The sequence below is a fragment of the Arthrobacter sp. RT-1 genome, from assembly GCF_003367205.1.
In the GTDB taxonomy this organism is placed as follows: Bacteria; Actinomycetota; Actinomycetes; order Actinomycetales; family Micrococcaceae; genus Arthrobacter.
The window spans coordinates 533,493-549,914 of the sequence record NZ_QRGQ01000002.1; the positions used below are offsets into that span (position 1 = coordinate 533,493).

The 16,422-nt window shown below is 66.7% G+C and carries 15 protein-coding genes; 6 read left to right on the plus strand and 9 right to left on the minus strand.

What is annotated here, in order from left to right; all coding sequences use genetic code 11:
* The first annotated feature begins 21 nt into the window (after positions 1–21).
* Complete coding sequence (locus DXK94_RS03910; protein ID WP_079598846.1) at positions 22–399, plus strand: hypothetical protein; 378 nt, start codon at positions 22–24, stop codon at positions 397–399.
* Between the two features lie 2 nt (positions 400–401).
* On the opposite strand, the gene DXK94_RS03915 is transcribed toward DXK94_RS03910, so the two are convergent.
* Positions 402–1,778 carry an ATP-binding protein gene (locus DXK94_RS03915; RefSeq protein ID WP_115523905.1) on the minus strand — a complete coding sequence of 459 codons (1,377 nt, stop codon included), beginning with the start codon at positions 1,776–1,778 and terminating at the stop codon, positions 402–404.
* 91 nt (positions 1,779–1,869) lie between these two features.
* Here DXK94_RS03915 and DXK94_RS03920 point away from each other — a divergent pair, with 91 nt between their 5' ends.
* Positions 1,870–3,417: a glycoside hydrolase family 1 protein gene (locus tag DXK94_RS03920; protein ID WP_115523906.1), complete on the plus strand. Its 1,548-nt coding sequence runs from the start codon at positions 1,870–1,872 to the stop codon at positions 3,415–3,417.
* A 5-nt stretch (positions 3,418–3,422) separates the two neighbouring features.
* On the opposite strand, the gene DXK94_RS03925 is transcribed toward DXK94_RS03920, so the two are convergent.
* Both DXK94_RS03925 and DXK94_RS03930 read right to left on the minus strand, forming a co-directional pair.
* Positions 3,423–4,529, minus strand: a complete 1,107-nt coding sequence (locus DXK94_RS03925) for an App1 family protein (protein ID WP_115523907.1) — start codon at positions 4,527–4,529, stop codon at positions 3,423–3,425.
* A 67-nt stretch (positions 4,530–4,596) separates the two neighbouring features.
* Entirely contained in the window at positions 4,597–5,328 is a 732-nt protein-coding gene (locus tag DXK94_RS03930; protein WP_115523908.1) for a DUF72 domain-containing protein, read from the minus strand.
* Positions 5,329–5,387: 59 nt separating this feature from the next.
* Between DXK94_RS03930 and DXK94_RS03935 the strand changes: the two genes are divergently transcribed.
* The 3 genes from DXK94_RS03935 to DXK94_RS03945 all read left to right on the plus strand — a co-directional run bounded on the left by DXK94_RS03935 (position 5,388) and on the right by DXK94_RS03945 (position 8,314).
* Positions 5,388–7,196, plus strand: coding sequence for a glycoside hydrolase family 15 protein (locus DXK94_RS03935; protein ID WP_115523909.1), 1,809 nt, complete (start codon positions 5,388–5,390; stop codon positions 7,194–7,196).
* A 117-nt stretch (positions 7,197–7,313) separates the two neighbouring features.
* The gene (locus DXK94_RS03940; protein ID WP_079598852.1) at positions 7,314–7,604 is read left to right on the plus strand and encodes a hypothetical protein; all 291 of its coding nucleotides are present in this window, start codon (positions 7,314–7,316) and stop codon (positions 7,602–7,604) included.
* Positions 7,604–8,314 carry an HAD family hydrolase gene (locus DXK94_RS03945; protein WP_115523910.1) on the plus strand — a complete coding sequence of 237 codons (711 nt, stop codon included), beginning with the start codon at positions 7,604–7,606 and terminating at the stop codon, positions 8,312–8,314. The genes DXK94_RS03940 and DXK94_RS03945 overlap by 1 nt, the downstream gene beginning before the upstream one ends.
* Before the next feature lie 15 nt (positions 8,315–8,329).
* On the opposite strand, the gene DXK94_RS03950 is transcribed toward DXK94_RS03945, so the two are convergent.
* Positions 8,330–8,578 (minus strand): hypothetical protein, encoded by a 249-nt coding sequence (locus tag DXK94_RS03950; protein ID WP_079598854.1) that lies wholly within the window; start codon positions 8,576–8,578, stop codon positions 8,330–8,332.
* Positions 8,579–8,748: 170 nt separating this feature from the next.
* On the opposite strand from DXK94_RS03950, the gene DXK94_RS03955 reads away from it, so the two are divergent.
* Positions 8,749–9,930 (plus strand): zinc-dependent alcohol dehydrogenase, encoded by a 1,182-nt coding sequence (locus tag DXK94_RS03955; protein WP_115523966.1) that lies wholly within the window; start codon positions 8,749–8,751, stop codon positions 9,928–9,930.
* A 26-nt stretch (positions 9,931–9,956) separates the two neighbouring features.
* Here the strand turns inward: DXK94_RS03955 and DXK94_RS03960 are convergent, their stop codons facing one another.
* From DXK94_RS03960 to DXK94_RS03980, 5 genes are all read right to left on the minus strand, one after another.
* Positions 9,957–11,108, minus strand: a complete 1,152-nt coding sequence (locus DXK94_RS03960) for a serine hydrolase (RefSeq protein WP_115523911.1) — start codon at positions 11,106–11,108, stop codon at positions 9,957–9,959.
* A 108-nt stretch (positions 11,109–11,216) separates the two neighbouring features.
* The gene (locus tag DXK94_RS03965) at positions 11,217–12,029 is read right to left on the minus strand and encodes a bifunctional allantoicase/(S)-ureidoglycine aminohydrolase (protein WP_079598857.1); all 813 of its coding nucleotides are present in this window, start codon (positions 12,027–12,029) and stop codon (positions 11,217–11,219) included.
* Positions 12,030–12,044: 15 nt separating this feature from the next.
* Entirely contained in the window at positions 12,045–13,322 is a 1,278-nt protein-coding gene (locus tag DXK94_RS03970; protein ID WP_115523912.1) for a DUF6986 family protein, read from the minus strand.
* A gap of 3 nt (positions 13,323–13,325) precedes the next feature.
* Positions 13,326–14,924, minus strand: a complete 1,599-nt coding sequence (gene aceB / locus DXK94_RS03975) for a malate synthase A (RefSeq protein WP_115523913.1) — start codon at positions 14,922–14,924, stop codon at positions 13,326–13,328.
* A gap of 38 nt (positions 14,925–14,962) precedes the next feature.
* A complete protein-coding gene (locus DXK94_RS03980) occupies positions 14,963–16,417 on the minus strand; it encodes an NAD-dependent malic enzyme (RefSeq protein ID WP_079598860.1) in 1,455 nt (484 codons plus the stop codon).
* Positions 16,418–16,422 lie beyond the last annotated feature (5 nt).

Below are 16,422 nucleotides of genomic sequence, written 5' to 3' on the forward strand. Positions count from 1 at the left end.
CGCGAGGAGGCGGAGAACTGCATGAGCGACTGGCGACGCTACGATTCACACCTGATTCCGGCATTCCACGAACGCTTTGAGGAGCGGTGGGGCGCCGGAACCGCACCATTCCTTGACCCGGAAGCGCATGAGGAGCCGCTGCCGCGTGCCCAGTGGATCAACCCGGCCACCGGTGCCGCCCTGGCCGTGGTGCCGGTATGGACAACCGAGGATAAGCAGCAGCGGTCCTTCGGCGTGTTCTACCTCCCGCCGGCCGGAGACATCTGGGTCCTGCGCCCTGGCTACACCGGCTACCTGGAACCGGCGGACGGCGAAACCGAGCACCTGGCGACCCTCCGCAACGATGCCTTCCGCAAGGCCGTGGCGCACGCCAAGGAGTTCCTGTTCGGCTCGCAGTAGCGCTAGCTGCCGCTGCCCAGGAGGCTGCGCGTCAGCGACTCTGCATCCGCCATCAGCTCCTCCACCGCCTTCGCGAGGTGTGCATCGCCAACGGGGCTGTTGGCCAGGGCAGCCGCCACCACGGCCCGCCGGACCAGTTCCCGGGCAAAGGAAGCGGTGGTGCCCTCAGTGCGTTCGGCTGCCGCCTCCAATGCCCCGGTGCTGAACGCCGCCTGGCGGGCGTAAAGCCGGAGAAGCGCAACGCGCTCGTGAAGTGCGGGGAGGGGAATTTCCACCGCCAGGTCCACCCGCCCCGGGCGCTGGGCGAGGGCGCGTTCCAGCAGGTCCGGCCGGTTCGTCGTCAAAACGAAGGCGACGTCGGCATCGTTGTCCAGGCCATCCATGGCATCCAGGACCTCGAACAGGAGCGGCTGCGGCCCGTGGTCAAAGCTCCTGTCCTCGGCGATCAGGTCGCAGTCCTCCAGGACCACGATGGAAGGCTGCAGCGCCCTGGCCATCCGTGCCGCCTCGGAAATCCTGGCGAGCGAACCGCCCGAGAGGAGGACCGCCGTCGCGCCCGTACTCTGGCCCAGCAGGTACCGCACCGTGTGCGTCTTTCCCGTGCCCGGCGGGCCGTACAGCAGGACACCCCGCTTCAGGTGCTGCCCGTGGGCCCGCAACGATTCCCGGTGCCTGGCAATGCCCACTGTATGGTCCGCAACCTTCTGCAGAAGCCCCGCCGGCAGAATGACTTCAGCGGCTTCCAGGCGCGGCCGGTGGTGGAAGGTCACGCCGCCGCTGCTGGGACCATACTCGCCCATCGCCAGCGAGATCACCTGGCCCTTCAGGACGCTTTGGCTGTCCATCCGCCGACGGTATTCGGCAAGGAACGCGGTCCCTGTTTCCGGGACGGCGGCCACAACCTCCAGGGATGCCGTCTGCCGCCCGGAGCGCGGTTCCGCGGCGCGCTGCAGGACCGCTAACCTGCCGCCGTCGAACGTCAAGAGCCGGAGCCCGAAGCCCACCGCCTGGCGCTGCGTGTCCGGACCGACCGCCAGATTGACGTAGTCCGGCTGGGACAACGGAAACTGCGGGAAAAGCTGGGACTGCTGCACCATGTCACTGAGGGAGGCGTGATGGCGCTGGCCGCCGCCGCCAATCCCCACCAGCCTGTTGTCCGGATCAAGGGCCGCGAGCTCTGCCAGGACAATGTCCGCGTCCACGAACCGGTGGAACGGAATCTGCTCCTCCACCATTGCCAGGTCCACCGCGGCCACTCCCAAGTGCTCCGTGAGCGTGTCGAGCAGCTGTGTTCCCGCCTGTCGCTGATGGCGTCCTTCCTGTGCGAGCTGCACCAAGTCGGCAAAATCGTCGATGAACTTCCCCAGTTTTTCATCCATGCCCAGACCCTAGCAGTGGCGACTCGTCAGCAACCTTACGGTGTGCCATCCTGAGACGTACTTATCCATACGTGAACAAAAGGCCCGCCCCATGCACATCACCGCCAAGGACCTCGCAGCACTGATCCCGCCGGGATTCACGCTTGGAGTTGCCACCGCAGCCTTCCAGATTGAGGGGGCCCTGGATGAGGACGGCCGCGGGCCCGCCGGCTGGGATGTGTTCGCCGCAAAGCCCGGCGCCATCGTGGAGGACCACAGCCCCGTGGTTGCCTGCGACCACTACCACCGCATGCCCCAGGACGTTGCCCTCATGAAGCAGCTGGGCGTGGATTCCTACCGGTTCTCGTTTGCCTGGCCGCGGATCCAGCCAACGGGCAAGGGACCGGCCAACCGCGCAGGCCTGGCCTTCTACGACCGCCTCCTGGACGAGCTGCTGGCCAACGGAATCTCACCGATGGCCACCATCTACCACTGGGACACACCCCTGGCGCTGGATGAGGCAGACGGCTGGATGAACCGGGACACCGCCTACCGGCTGGGGGAGTATGCGTCCATCGTGGCTGAAGCCTTTGGCGACCGCGTCGCCCGCTGGGTCACCATCAACGAACCCGCAACCGTCAGCACCAACGGCTACTCCCTTGGCCTGCACTCACCGGGCAAGGAACTGGTCCTGGGCGCCTTCCCCACGGTCCACCACCAGCTCCTGGGACACGGCCTGGCCGTGCAGGCGCTGCGTGCGGCCGGCGTGCCGGGCGAGATCGGGATGACCAACGTGTACTCGCCCATGGTCCCGAACTCGATCAACCCCCTGGACCGGATCAGCGCCGGGCTGATGGACCTCGCCCAAAACCGGCTCTACGCCGATCCCGTGCTGACCGGCAAGTACCCGGACCTGATCCGGGCGGCCAAGTTCTTCAGCTCCTTCGACCACCCCGAGGAGGATATGGCGCTGATCTCCCAGCCCTTGGATTTCTACGGGCTCAACTACTACATGCCCACCAAGGTGGCGGTAGGTCCCGGCGGCGGCGCCGTCCCGGCCAGCATGGCGGAAGCCATGGGCAGCGACCTCAGCGCCGCCGGCAGCGGCGGAACCCCGTTCCACGTGGAGACGTGGCCGGAAGCGGACATCACGTCCTACGGCTGGCCCGTGAAACCGGAGTACATGGCCGTGGCACTGAAGGAAATGGCGGAGCGGTACCCCAACCTGCCTCCCGTGATCCTCACCGAGGGCGGTGCCAGCTTCGAGGACATCATTGTCCGGGACAAGTCCACCAATACCAAGTTCATTCCGGACGAGCGCCGGCTGAAGTACCTTTCGGACCACCTGGAAACGGCTCTTCGGGCTACGGCGCCCGGTGGCGTGGCGGAGTCGGTGGACCTGCGCGGCTACTACGTGTGGTCCCTGCTGGACAACTTCGAGTGGTCCGCCGGCTACAACCAGCCGTTCGGGCTCCTGCATGTGGACTTCGAGACCCAGGAGCGGACGCCGAAGGCCTCCTACTTCTGGCTGCAGGAACTCATCGAGGAACGCGATCTCGCCGCGGCGGCCGGGGCCACCATAGCCCAGGCGGTTGCCTCGGAGGACTTTGGCGAGGAGGCGCCCGACGACGGCGTGGCCTCGCTGGGTGCCACCGCGTAGGAAGGCTAGAGCAGGTCGAGTGTGGCCAGCTGCTTGGCCATGCCGGCGCCGTCCGGGGAGTAGATCCACGGCACCCTGGAGGCAGTGTGGTCCCCGTCCTCGGAATGGCCGCCGGCAAACACCGACTCGCTGACGGACAGCTGGCGGATAGCGATGGCCGCAACCTTGTCCGGGTTTTCTGACGCGAAGCCCGAGTAGATGGCCTCATCATGCTGGCCGTTGTCCCCGATCAGAAGCCACTGCATGTCCGGGAACTCCTTGCTGAGCCGTTCCAGGTTGCGGTGCTTGTGGTCCTGGCCGCTGCGGAACCAGCGGTCCTGTGTCAGGCCCCAGTCCGTCAGCAGCAGGGCACCGGAAGGGTACATGTTGCGGTTCAGGAACCGGGCCAGGGTGGGCGCCGCATTCCAGGGGCCGGTGGACAGGTAGATGACCGGAGCGTCGGGATGCTCGATGGCCAGCCGGTCCAGCAGCACGGCCATCCCGGGGGTGGCCATGCGAGCGCGCTCGCTCAGGACGAAGGTGTTCCACAGTGCCAGGAACGGCCGGGGCAACGCAGTCACCATCACGGTGTCATCGATGTCGGACACAATGCCGAATTTCACGTCCGGTGCGATCACGCGGATCCGTGCTTCGACAGGTTCGGTCCCTTCCGCCTTGAGGACGGCCGTGTGCCAGCCCGGCGTGAGCTGGACGTCCACCTCTGTGTCGATCAGGCCGCCGCGGTCCGCCTGGACGTGGGTGACCACATCGCCAATGGTGATTTCGACGTCGGTGAACTGCAGCGGCACACCGGTGAAGGCACGCCAGCCGCGCACGTTCTGGTTGCCGTTCCGGGCTTCGTTTTCGGCTTTGCTGCCGGGCAGCGGCTTCTGGGTCATCAGCACCCGGCCCAGCACCCTGACCTGGCTGGTGGATCCGTAGCCCTGGTAAGCGATGGTCTGCGGAACGAACTTCCAGCGCTTGGCCAGTTGGATCCGGACACTGTTGAAAGTGTCGGAGACCCGGTGCGCGAGCCGGAAGACCTGGTTGCCGGACACTCCGTTCCCGCTGTCCAGGTCCTGCCGGGGAGGGTGCGCTGCGTTTTGGGGCGAATTCTGCGGAGCCTTGTCCATGGGTCCACTCTGCCACAGGGCGGCAGCCGGCGAGGAGACTCCTTAGCGTGGACGGTGCTCTATGACGTCAGCCCTGCCCAAGGATCCCGCGCAGGGTCTGGGCGTTGCGCACTGCGTTGCCGCCGCCGTCGTTATTGAAATAGGCGTACACGTCCAGGCCGTCACCCTCCCACCCGCGGATGCGGTCCGCCCACCAGTGCATGTCCGCGTCTGAATAGGAGCCGGCGTAAAGGTGCTGGTGGTCGGGTCCATGCAGCCGGACATACGTGAACGGCGCCGTGGTGCGCAGGATGCAGGGAAGGTTTGCCCCGCTCATGATGCAGTAGGCCGCCTGGTGCCGCTCCAAAAGGGCGAACACCTCCGGGCAGTCCCACGTGGGGTGCCGGAATTCCACTGCCACCCGGATCCAGGAAGGGACCGCCGCCAGGAAGTAGTCCAGCCGGGCGTCGTCGCGCTCCATCTGCGGGGGCAGTTGGACCAGGAGGACGGCCCTCTTGTCGCCCAGTTCATGCCAGCACCGCTCAATGCGCTCCAGCCATACCTCCGGCGAGTACAGCTTCCTGGCATGCGTGAGCCCGCGCGGGGCCTTGACGGACATGGTGAAACCGGCGGGCAGGCGCTGGTTCCAGCCGGCGAAGGTGCTGTCGCGGGGCCAGCGGTAGAAGCTGGCGTTCAGTTCAACGGTGCTGAACCGGGAAACGTAATGCTGCAGGCGGTCCCTCGCAGGCAGCCTGGGCGGGTAGAGGACATTCTCCCAGTGGTCGTAGCTCCAGCCTGAGGTGCCGATGTGGACTGCCATTCCTGCAGGCTACATCGAATTGTGCCCGTGACCGGAGCCGTCTGTGGCAATGTAAGGTCATGGCGCTCATTGAAGATTATGCGGTAGTTGGTGACCTTCAAACCGGTGCACTCGTGAGCAAGGAAGGCTCCATCGACTGGCTCTGCCTGCCACGCTTCGACTCCCCGGCATGCTTTAACGCGCTGCTGGACACGCCCGAGGCCGGCCGCTGGCTGCTGGCGCCGGAAAACGGCGGGCCGTGCACCCGGCGGAGCTACCGGGACGGGAGCCTGATCCTGGAGACGGAGTGGGAAACACCGGACGGGACGGTGCGCGTCATCGACTTTATGCCGCCCCGGGACGCCGTGGCGGACATCGTCCGCATTGTGGAGGGCGTCAGCGGCTCAGTGAAGATGCACGGCGAACTGACGCTGCGGTTCGATTACGGCCACATCATTCCCTGGGTCCGCAGGGACAAGCACGGGCTGCACGCCATCGCCGGTCCGGACGCCGTCTACTTTGTCACCCCCGCGCCCCTGCACGGCGAGAACATGCACACCGTCAGCGACTTCACCGTCAGCGCCGGCGAGCGGGTCCCGTTCGTGCTGACGTGGGCACCCAGCCACGTGGGCCGGCCCCACACGGTGGACGCCGAGAAAGTCCTGGACACCACGTACGCCTTCTGGCGCGGCTGGGCCTCGCAGTGCACAGTGAAGGGGAAATACCAGGACGCCGTGGTGCGTTCCCTCGTGACCCTGAAGGCCCTCACCTACGCGCCCACCGGGGGTATCGTGGCCGCCGTCACCACATCGCTGCCGGAACAGCTGGGCGGGCCGCGCAACTGGGACTACCGGTACTGCTGGCTGCGCGACGCCACCATGACGCTTCAGGCACTCCTGGCCGCCGGGTATACCGCCGAAGCGGCGGCCTGGCGGGACTGGCTGCTGCGCGCCGTGGCCGGTGATCCGGCGGACCTGCAGATCATGTACGGGATCCACGGTGAACGGCGCCTGCCGGAGATGGAGCTGGCCTGGCTGAAGGGTTACGAGAACTCCTCGCCGGTGCGCATCGGCAACGGGGCGGCGGAACAGCTCCAGCTGGACGTTTGGGGCGAAGTGCTGGACTGCCTGGCGTTGACCCGCAACTCGCTGCTGAAGCACACCGATGAGGCCTGGGACCTCCAGTGCACCCTGATGTCGCACCTCGAAACCATTTGGGACCAGCCGGACAACGGGCTGTGGGAAATGCGCGGCCCGCGCCGGCACTTCACGCACTCCAAGGTGATGGCCTGGGTTGCCGCGGACCGGATGGTGAAGGGTGTCCGTGAATCCGGGCTTCCCGGGCCTGTTGAGCGCTGGGAAACGCTGCGGGACACCATTCACCGGGACGTTATGGCCAACGGGTTCGACGCCGCGCGCAATACCTTCGTGCAGTCCTACGGCAGGCCGGAGCTGGACGCCAGCCTCCTCCTGATTCCGCGGGTGGGCTTCCTCCCGCCCGATGACCCGCGGGTCATCGGGACCATCGAGGCCATCCAGCGCGAGCTCACGGAGGACGGGTTTGTGCTGCGCTACCGTCCGGCCGAGAGCGACGACGGGCTGCCGGGTGATGAGGGCGTCTTCCTGGCGTGTTCCTTCTGGCTGGTGGAAGCCCTGCTTGGCGCGGGCCGGCACGAAGAGTCCACTCAACTGTTCGAACGCCTGCTGGAGCTGCGCAACGATGTGGGGCTGCTGAGCGAGGAATGGGCGGTCAAAGCCGGCCGCCAGCTGGGCAACACACCTCAAGCCTTCAGCCACTTCGCGCTTGTGACTAGCGCTTTAGAGCTTCATCAGGATACGGTTCGCCGGAGTGATACCCCCATTCCGCAGGAGTCTGCGGAAACGCGCTGAGGCGGCGCGTGCCGGGGTGTGGCTTCTCCTTCGCGAAATAGATAAGTATACTTACTAACACCTCATGGGAGTGCTCCCAGAAGCACAGCGCCGTGAAACGACGGAGGAGTGATTTATATGGCCGGGTACTTTGAGCTCGTGGATGCGCCTGACGGCGGCTATCGGGTCAAGATGATGGACGGGGCCGGGAACCTGATGGCCATCTCGGTGACCTTTCCCACCAAAAGGGCGGCTGCTGCCGGCGTGGCGATGGCCCGCGAGATTGCCGGTACGGGCCTCATCCGGGACAAGAGCCACGACGGCGCCGGGACGGTGATCCGGGAGCGTGTCCGTCCCGTCGCCACGCCGAAGGAAGAAGCGGCCCGGCGCAAGAAGGCTCCGGAAGCCCGGCGGGCTGCGGTCAGCTGATGGCCCCCACCCGCATGTCACCCCCTGGCGGACTGCGCCGGGGGGTTCTCTTTGACGTTGACGGGACGCTCATCGACTCGTCCTACATCCACACCATTTCCTGGTGGGGCGCCTTCCGCCAGCACGGCTACGACATCCCGATGGCGTCGATCCACCACTATGTGGGCATGGGCGGCGACCGGTTGGTGGACAGCCTGCTGCCATCCGACCGGGACCGCGACGCGGACCGGGACATCATGTCCAGCCACGGCGCCCTGTACGCCTCCCACTGGCCCGCCCTGCGCGCCTTCGACGGCGCCAAGGACCTGCTGGCCCAGTGCCATGCCTGCGGGCTTGCTGTTGCGCTCGCCTCCTCCGCACGGAAGAAGGACCTGCAGGTCATGAAGGCCACGCTCGACGCCGACGCTTATATCGACGGCGCCACCAGCGCCAATGACGCCAAGGAAAGCAAGCCCGCCCCGGACATCCTGGTGGCAGCACTGGAGGCCATCGGCGTGGAGGCCGGTAACGCTGTCTTCGTTGGGGATGCCGTGTGGGACATGAAGGCCGCTGCAGCCCTTGGCATCCCGTCGGTAGGAGTCACCTGCGGCGGGATCAGTGCCACAAAGCTGCGTGACGCCGGGGCTGTCGAAGTCTATGAGGGCCCGCGTGACCTCCTGGACAACCTGACCTCAAGCGCCATCGGCCGGCTGCTCGCGGACCAGCCCTAGCTTCCCCGGGCAGGCTCAGACGGTCTGCCCGCCGGTGACGGCGTCCTCGTCTCCTGCATTCGCCGGTTTGTCCCAGGACACCGCAACCCGCACCGATCCGTCGTCGTTCCGTTCGATGTCCGTCACAACGTCGGACGCGCTGGCACCCATCTCAACAATCCTGGTGCGGTAGGTGTTGACGAGTTCTTCGAGGCTGGCTTCCGTCCATTCGCCGGGCCGCATACGGGTGGAGATTTCGACCGGTTCGGGCTGGTAGAGCGACATAACGTTCCTCTTTCACTCAAGCGTGTGCGGATCTGGCCCTTCCTACGCTAGGAGCCGCGGGCCGTGACGACAAGTATTTGATCAGCCTGCTTACTTTTTCTGGCCGAAGCCGATAGCGTCGAAGGACGGGCCTTCCGCCCTCCTGCATGAGCACCAGAGAAAGGGAAACTGTGAAAGCACTGACCTGGCAAGGAAAACGCTCGGTAAGCGTGGAAGAAGTACCGGATCCCGTCATCCAGGAGCCCACCGATGCCATCGTCCGGATCACGTCCACGGCGATCTGCGGCTCGGACCTGCACCTGTACGAGGTCCTCGGCCCCTACATGCACAAGGGCGACGTGATCGGCCACGAGCCCATGGGCATTGTGGAGGAAGTGGGAAGCGCGGTCACCAACCTTCGCCCGGGGGACCGGGTTGTCATTCCCTTCAACATCTCCTGCGGCCACTGCTACTTCTGCTCGCAAGGGCTGCAGTCCCAGTGCGAAACCACCCAGGTGAAGGACAAAGGCTCCGGAGCCGCCCTCTTTGGCTACTCGGAGTTATACGGCTCCGTCCCGGGCGGGCAGGCGGAGTACCTGCGCGTACCGCATGCCGACTACGGCCCCATAAAAGTGGGAACAGAGCTTCCCGACGAGCGCTACCTGTTCCTCTCCGACATCCTTCCCACAGCGTGGCAGGCCGTGGAGTACGCCAATGTCCCGCCCGGCGGAACCCTTGCCGTCTTCGGGCTGGGACCCGTGGGCCAGTTCGCCGGCCGGATCGGCGTGCAGCGCGGCTACCGCGTGGTGGGCGTGGACCCCGTTCCGGAACGCCGGGACATGGCCGCCCGGCACGGGGTGGAAACGTTCGACTACACGAAGACCATTGCGGACGAACTGCGGGACATGACGTCCGGAAGGGGCCCCGACGCCGTCGTTGACGCCGTCGGCATGGAAGCGCATGGTTCCCCTGTCGCCGGCTTCGCGCACCAGGCACTGGGGCTGCTGCCGGACAAGCTGGCGCAGAAGGCGATGGAAACCGCGGGCGTGGATCGGCTGGCAGCACTGCACACCTCCATTAATGCTGTGCGGCGCGGCGGGACCGTGTCACTGAGCGGGGTGTACGGCGGCCAGGCGAGCCCTATGCCGATGCTCACCATGTTCGACAAGCAGATCCAGCTGCGGATGGGCCAGTGCAACGTGCGGAACTGGACCGATCACCTGCTGCCGCTCGTGGAGGACGACGCCGATCCGCTGGGTGTGATGGACCTGGTCACCCACCGTTCGGGCCTGGAGGGCGCGCCGGCGCTGTATGAGAAGTTCCAGAAGAAGGAGGACGGCTGCATCAAGGTGGTCCTCAAACCCGGTACCTGAGTCTCAAGGGACGGGCGGCTGCTCCCTCAGCACAGGCTGTTCAACGCCGTCTGGGCGACGTCCTGCAGTTCAAGGATCAGCGGGTTGAGGTCCAGCGTGGGCGGTGCCGGCGGGTAGGCAACTGACACCGTCAGTTGCTTCCTGCCGTCCTCGCTGGTCATGGAGATGGTGCCGTAGCCGTCCACGTCCCCGGGAAGGCCATAGTAGAAACGGTTGTTGCAGGTGTCATTCCAGCGGCGCAGGGCAAAACCGTAATACTGCGTGTAGCTGCCCTTCATGGCCTCTACTGATTCCGGTGCCAGCAGCCTGCCCTCCAGCAGCGCGCCATAGAACCCGTTTACTTCCTCCACCGTGGAGACGGCGCCGGCGGAGGGGAGTTCCCCGAGCCACTCCGGCCGGGCCATGTCCACGCGCTTCCCTTCGACCGTGATGTAGCCGTGGATCATTGCGGGCGGTGGGTGCCCGTTCCCCAGCCGGGTGGTCTCCAGGCCCAGCGGCCCGGCGACGTCGGCGGCCAGGACGCGCCCAATCGTTTGTCCGCGGAGGCGCTGGACGATGAGGGCGAGGGCCGCGTAGTTGGACCGCGAGTAGTCGAAAACGTTCGCCAGCCTGCCCTGCCAGGGCACGGTGGCGGCCAAAGCCAGCTGCTGTTCGAGGGTGAGCGGCCGGTGCATCGTCTCCTCCCACCTCCCTGACGCCAGCAAGGGAATGGAGAAATCGGGGATTCCTGATTCATGGGTCAGGAGCTGCCGCACGGTGACGGGCCCGGGGGGACGCAGCACCGTTCGGAATTCAGGAAGGTAGGCGCTGACCTGGGCATCGAGGTCAAGCCTGCCCTCCTCGGCCAGCTTTACAACTGAGACAGCCACCATCGACTCGGTGATGCCGCCGACGTGGACGGGATCGCTGACCGTCGCCCGTTCCCGGGTCTCAAGGTTCCGGACGCCGGCCGCGTGGGTCCAGGCGCTGTCGCCGTTCCTGACGGCAATAAGTACCGCCGGGGCACCCTCCTCAATCATCCGGGCGCTGAAGGCCTCGAGGTGCGTGAAGGCAGCGGGTTTGTCCTGGTCCGGTGGCGGCGGGGGATCTCCGGTGCAGCCCGCAGTGGATACCGCCAGCAGGGTTGCGCACAGGGCGGCAGTGATCCGCGTCCACCTGCAGGCCGGGTGTGTACCCATGGACCTATTCTTCCCCCAACCAGGTAGCAGTAACTGCCGTTTTGAGCCGCCAAAACGACAGTTACTGCTACCCAGTTGGGCCGGGACCACTGGGTGACGGCGGAGCGGCTAGGTGAGGCGGACCTGCCGGTTCATGTCCTTGTAGAGCAGGTAGCGGAACTCGCCCGGGCCGCCGGCGTAGCAGGCCTGCGGGCAGAAGGCGCGCAGCCACATGAAGTCGCCGGCCTCCACCTCAACCCAGTCGTTGTTCAGCAGGTACATGGCCTTGCCCTCCAGGACGTACAGGCCGTGCTCCATCACGTGGGTTTCCGGGAACGGGATGACGCCGCCGGGCTGGAACGTCACGATGTTCACCTGCATGTCGTGGGCCAGGTCGCTGGAGTCCGTGAAGCGGGTGGTCTTCCAGGCGCCGTTGGTGTCCGGCATCGCCGTCGGCTCCACGTCCTTTTCGTTGGTGACGAAGGACTTGGCTTCGTACCCCTCCAGGCGTTCGTAGGCCTTGCGGATCCAGTGGAAGGAAACAACGTCGTCGGAAACGTTCTCCAGGCCCCACTCCGAACCGGCAGCCAAGTAAGCGTAGCCGCCTTCCTCCAGCTGGTGCAGTTCGCCGTCGAGGGTGAGGTTGACCCTGCCGCGGGTCACGAAGACGACGCCTTCCACGCCGGCCTCGAATTCGGCCTTGGGGGCGCCGCCGCCAGGGCCGATCTCCACGATCAGCTGCGAGAACGTGGTGGCGAAGCCAGAGATGGGGCGGGCGATGATCCAGGAGCGGGTGTTCGAAAAGCCCGGCAGGTTGGACGTGACGATGTCCGTCATAACGCCCTTCGGGATCACCGTGTACGCCTCGGTGACGATGGCCCGTTCCGTGGTCAGGTGGGTCTGCGGCGGCAGTCCGCCGGTGGGGGAGTAGTACTTGCCCATGGAAGAGATCCTTACTTAGGAGTTGGAAGTGGTGGCGAGCCGCGGGTGCGCCAGTCCGGTGAGCTGGGGGAGTCCGACGCCGGCCAGCGCCTGCACTTCGTCCGCACCGACGGCCCCGCACTGGACGCCGCGCAGCACGAACGCGGCCAGCGCCCTGGCCGTGGCGGGTTCGTCCATCACGCCGCCTGCCGTCTGCTCCACGTAGTTGCGCAGGCGTGCAGCGGCGGCCGGAAGGCCCTGCCGGTAAAAGGCGTAGGTGGCCGCGAACCTGCTGGGCAGCTGGGCGGGGTGCAGGTCCCAGCCCTGGTAGTAACCGCGTTCCAGCGACCGCCGGACCAAGCGGCCGTGCAGCTGCCAGGCGTTCTCGACGTTGTCGCCCACCGGGATGATGTTGGTGGAACCGTCCGACAGCCGGATGCCCGTGCCGGCAACTGCCAGCTGCATGACCTCCTTGGCAAAGTCGGCCACCGGGTGCTCCATGGACTGGTACTCGGCGGAAATCTGGAGCGACGCCGAGTAGTCGTAGGTGCCGTAGTGCAGGCCGCTGATCCGGCCCGGGACGGCATGCGGCAGCTGGGCCACGGGGGAGGTGCCCTCCGGTCCGAGGATCAGCTGCGGCGTTTCCACCTGGACCTCGAAGCGCAGCCGGCCCGCGGGCAGCCCGTGCACTTCCTCCAGCCGGGAGACCGCGTAGTCCATGGCCTGGACCTGCGCCACGGTGGTGACCTTGGGCAGGGTCAGGACCAGCCCTTCCGGCAGTTCGCCGGCGGCGGCCAGGCCGGAGACGAAGAGGTCCAGGGTGCGCAGTCCGCGGGCCCGGGTGGGGGCCTCGAAGCATTTGAAGCGGATGCCGATGAATGGAGGCGCAGAGCCGGCCGCGGCTGCGGCGGCCACCGCGGAGGCCGCGGCAACCGCGGCGGCGTCCTCGGCGTCGTCGCCCCTGTCCCCGAAGCCGTCCTCGAAGTCCAGCCGAAGGTCCTCGATGGGTTCGCTGGCCAGCTTGGCTTCCACCCGGGACGCCACAGCTTCTGCGAGGCCTGGCTCCTGGCCCAGCAGGGCGCCGAGCTTTCCGTAACCGCCGTGCGCGGCGACGGCGGCCTGTGCCTCCGCTCCCCAGTCGGACGCGAGCGACGGCGTGAAGCGGTCCGCGGGGACGTAGACGGTGTGGACGGGCTGGCGGGAGCCGTCGTCGCCCGGGTAGTTCCGTTCCAGCAGCCGGTCCGTCGCGGCCAGCTGACCGTCGATGTGTGCCAGGTCCCCGGGAGACAGTGAGGGCTTGGATGTTGCCGCCATGCCTCAGCCCACCAGTTCGTAGGCCGGGGTGGTGAGGAAGTCGGTGTAGTCGTCCGAGAGGCAGATGTCCGCGATCAGTCCGCTGGCCGGCTGGTAGTAGCGCTGGAATGCTTCGTCGCCCACCTCGGTGCGGAGCCGTTCGGTTTCCTCACCCAGGATCCGTTCCACGAGCTCCTTGGTCACGGTGTTGCCGCTGTCCGCCAGGACCGACTTGTTCCGGATCTGCTGCCATACCTGCGAGCGGGAGATCTCGGCGGTTGCCGCGTCCTCCATGAGGTTGTGGATGGCAACGGCACCGTTCCCGGACAGCCACACGGCCGTGTAGGCAACGGCGACGTAGAGGTTCAGCCGCAGTCCGGCCTCGGTGACTTGGCCCTCGGCGGAGGTGACGTCCAGCAGTTGCTCAGCCGTGACGTTGACCTCCGGGCGCTGCCTGTCCAGCTGGTTGGGCTTGTCGCCGAGGACGGCGTCGAACACCTCGCGGCAGGTGGGGACCAGGTCCGGGTGGGCCACCCAGGATCCGTCGAACCCGTCGTTGGCTTCGCGGGTCTTGTCTGCGCGGACCTTGGCGAAGGCGGCCTCGGTGACCTCGGGGTGGCGGCGGTTGGGGATCACGGCCGCCATGCCGCCCATGGCGAAGGCGCCGCGCTTGTGGCAGGTCTTGACCAGCAGTTCGGTGTAGGCACGCATGAACGGTGCCGTCATGGCCACCGACGCGCGGTCCGGCAGGACGAACTCCTCGCCGGCGTCCCGGAAGTACTTGATGATGCTGAAGAGGTAGTCCCAGCGGCCGGCGTTAAGGCCTGAGGCGTGGTCCCGGAGTTCGTAGAGGATCTCGTCCATTTCGAACGCGGCCGGGATGGTCTCGATCAGTACGGTGGCGCGGATGGTGCCCTGGTTCAGGCCAAGGTAGTCCTGCGCGAACACAAAGACGTCGTTCCACAGCCGTGCCTCAAGGTGGCTTTCCATCTTGGGCAGGTAGTAGTACGGTCCCTGCCCGTTGAGGACCAGCTGCTTGGCCACATGGAAGAAGTGCAGGCCGAAGTCCACCAGGGCACCCACGGCAGGTGCGCCGTCGATGATCATGTGCTTTTCCTGCATGTGCCAGCCGCGGGGGCGGGCCACCACGACGGCGAGCGGCGCGTCCGTGCGGAGCCGGTACTCCTTGCCTTCCTCCGACGTGTAGCTCAGCGTGCCCTGGGCTGCATCACGGAGGTTCAGGATGGCGTCGATGACGTTGCCCCAGGTGGGCGTGCTGGCGTCCTCGAGGTCCGCAAGCCACACCTTGGCACCCGAGTTGAGGGCGTTGATGGCCATCTTTGCCGGTGAAGCGGGACCGGTCATTTCAACGCGGCGGTCCTGCAGGGCCGCCGGCGCCGGCGCGACCTTCCAGTCGCCGTCGCGCACGTCCTGCGTTTCCGGCAGGAAGTCCAGCTTCCCGGTCTCCGCCACGCGCTGGCGCTTGACGGCGCGGGCGGCCAGGAGCTCGTTGCGGGTACCGGCAAAGCGCGTGTGAAGCTCCTCCACGAACGCCAGCGCCTTGGGGGTGAGGATCTCCTCTGCGCGGTCGATCGGCCGGGGATCTGTGACTGTGATGGCCATTTCTGGTCCTTTCCTTTGGCTGGAAGCGGGGCGGTGAATCAGGCGCCGGCCAGGGCGGCAACGGGAACCGCGGCGGCATCCCCGGCCGGTTCGGCCGTGGCTGCCACGTTGGCGGAACGTGCGGCCGCGGCCACAGCTGCAGCAACGTCGGCCGCCACGTGGGGATCGAAGACGCTGGGGATAATGTAACTGGCATTGAGCTCGTCGTCAGCCACCCGGTTGGCAATCGCCTCGGCGGCCGCCACCAGCATGTCCGGCGTGATGTCCGAGGCTCCTGCGTCCAGCAGGCCGCGGAAGAAGCCGGGGAACGCCAGCACGTTGTTGATCTGGTTGGGGAAGTCGCTGCGGCCGGTGGCCACCACGGCGGCGTGCCGGGATGCGATGACAGGATCGATCTCCGGAGTGGGGTTGGCCATGGCAAACACGATGGCGTCCTTTGCCATCGAGGCCACCTGCTCCTCGCCGATGACGTGCGGGGCGCTGACGCCGATGAACACGTCCGCGCCCTTGAGTGCATCGTGCAGGGTGCCGGAGAAGCCTTCTTCGTTGGTGTTCGCGGCAATCCAGCTGCGGTGCTCGTCGTCGTACTTCTCGCCGGCGTGGATGGCTCCGGAGCGGCCGGCGGCGATGATGTGCTGCGCGCCCTGGGCCTTCAGGAGCTGGATGATGGCGGAGCCGGCGGCGCCCACGCCGGAGACAACGATCCTGACCTCGGAGAGCTTCTTGCCCACAACGCGCAGGGCGTTGACCAGGGCGGCCTGGGTGACGATCGCGGTGCCGTGCTGGTCGTCGTGGAACACCGGGATGTCCAGTTCCTCGCGGAGCCGGTTCTCGATCTCGAAGCAGCGGGGTGCGGCGATGTCTTCGAGGTTGATGCCGCCGTAGACGGGGGCCATGGCCTTGGCGATCATGATGATCTCCTCGGTGTCCTGCGTGTCGAGGCACACCGGCCAGGCATCAACGTTGGCGAACTGCTTGAACAGTGCAGCCTTGCCCTCCATGACCGGCAGGGCGGCAGCCGGGCCGATGTTGCCCAGGCCCAGGACGGCGGAGCCGTCGGTGAGGACGGCGATGGTGTTGCGCTTGACGGTCAGGTTGCGGGCGGCTGCCGGGTCCTCGGCGATGGCGAGGCACACGCGGGCGACGCCGGGAGTGTAGGCACGGGACAGGTCGTCGCGGTTGCGCAGGGCTACCTTGGGGACGACTTCAAGCTTGCCGCCCAGGTGCATCAGGAAGGTGCGGTCCGAAACGTGCTGGACGGTGACGCCGTCGAGCGCGTTCAGCGCGTCTTTGACCCTTTCGGCGTGGGCATCGTCCGTGGTGTTGCAGGTGACGTCGACCACGAGCGTCTCGTGGTGGGACTCGCTGACATCCAGGGCAGTGATCGCGGCGCCGGCAGCACCGACCGCCGCGGCCAGTTCGCTGGTGGCGCTGAAGCTCGAGGGTGCTTCCACGCGCAGGGTGATCGAATTTCCGGGGCTGGGGTTCGCCATGAATG